The sequence below is a fragment of the Lysinibacillus parviboronicapiens genome (assembly GCF_003049575.1).
GTDB classification, from domain to species: domain Bacteria; phylum Bacillota; class Bacilli; order Bacillales_A; family Planococcaceae; genus Lysinibacillus; species Lysinibacillus parviboronicapiens.
Genome location: NZ_PYWI01000076.1, coordinates 1 through 1,672 on the forward strand (window position 1 = coordinate 1; position 1,672 = coordinate 1,672).

At 31.2% G+C, this 1,672-nt stretch carries 1 protein-coding gene; it reads right to left on the minus strand.

The window, feature by feature from the left end:
* Window positions 1-361: 361 nt before the first annotated feature.
* Window positions 362-1,144, minus strand: coding sequence for an MBL fold metallo-hydrolase (locus C9J35_RS22995; RefSeq protein ID WP_054770101.1), 783 nt, complete (start codon window positions 1,142-1,144; stop codon window positions 362-364).
* Window positions 1,145-1,672 lie beyond the last annotated feature (528 nt).

Sequence of the window (1,672 nt, forward strand, 5' to 3'; positions counted from 1 at the left end):
TATACACAATAAAAAGTGATTCAAATGAAAAGGCAGTAGTGACCGTTCTTATTGTAGCTTTGGAATAAAGGTTGATTAAAAAATATCCCTCAATCCTTATCTAATAGTAACTTCAAAAACTCCCTTTTGAAAAAAGATTGTTCAAAATGGAGTTACTCTTTTTAGATATGTATGAGATTTTTACAAAAAAGTTTGTTCATTTTCCAGCTATGTTGTTCCACAATCGCGCCCTTTAATGGAAAACTCGATTTCAAGATAATTTTAAAAGACATTATTAACATTTTTTCCATTTCCTCTTTTTTGCAGAGGAACAATTCAAAGACCTTATTGAAAAAACGCTACGCTTTAGTTCAATAAGATGTTAAAACTGTACACTAAAACCATTAAATTTATGGATTCCTGTACCAAATTTAGTAAGTTTATTTTCTCTCAAAAACTTAACTGCGATTTTTACTTCTTCTAAAATTTTTGGTTCAAGCCCTAAAGTGTTATGTGAACCGTAAACCATTGAAATGTTTGGTATCTCTGAAACTTTTTCCAAAGAATTGACTAAATCCACAGGGTTTGTTGAAGGATAAAAAGCATATATAGGAGTTTCATCATATAGTAAATCCCCTGTAAACAAATAACCGTTTGTTTCATCAAAAACGGATATATGACCTGGAGAATGTCCAGGAGTATGATAGATTATTAAATTTCTATTACCCAATTCAATTACATCGCCATCAACTAACAACCCTGTTGGTTCCCCTTGAAATGGTTGATATGTATCAGGATTAAATGTATTAGGAGTAGGCAATGTTATATCTCTACTAATATCTTTTCTTATTTGTTCAATTGATAAGCCTTTTATTCCATTCACTAACCAGTCTTTATCTCCCTCATGAACATATATTCTTTCAAATTCACCATGACTTCCTATATGATCAGTGTGGACATGGGTAGTTATGACTTCAATCGGTAAGGTAGTCAACTGGTCAGTAATTCTCTTTATATTATCAATTCCAAGACCCGTATCAATTAGAACTGCTTTTTGATTACCTAATAATAAAAATGAATGTACCTTCTCCCAATGACCATATTCACTAATTGCATATGTATTAATATCAATCGGGTGCACAGAAAACCACAAATCTTTAATCATACATTACCTCCAAAAAATTATTTTATTCCTTACTTGTTCTACATTACAACCCAATATCCTTTACATTTACAAAACTATCTTCACCTTTAGTTTAAAAAAAACAACTTCTCCACAAACTCACATAAATTAACAGGTTTTATTTGTTGAGAGTCTTACTCCATTAAATGGCCCTTTTCATGAAGAAAGACGCTTTCCTTATTTCAGAAAAGCGCCCGATTGTTGAATATCGTTTTTCAACTAAAACCCTTTTAACAGTATTCAAAATAACCCCCAGGAAATGGTGTTTTCACAGCATTTCTTGAGGTTTTTTGTCTTCACAAACCTCTATTTGGGGATTTTTTATTGAATTAATATGTTTAATTCTTTGCACGTTCTATTTAAAGACGAATAGAGCCATAATGATGTCGTCCTTCAAAAAGAAACGCAATAATACTTTCATAATAAGGTATAAATTTTTTAAGTTCTATTAGCTTTAAAATTTCCTCTTTAGAAGCCCACTTCACTGCTTGTACCTCTTCAGTTTGTAAC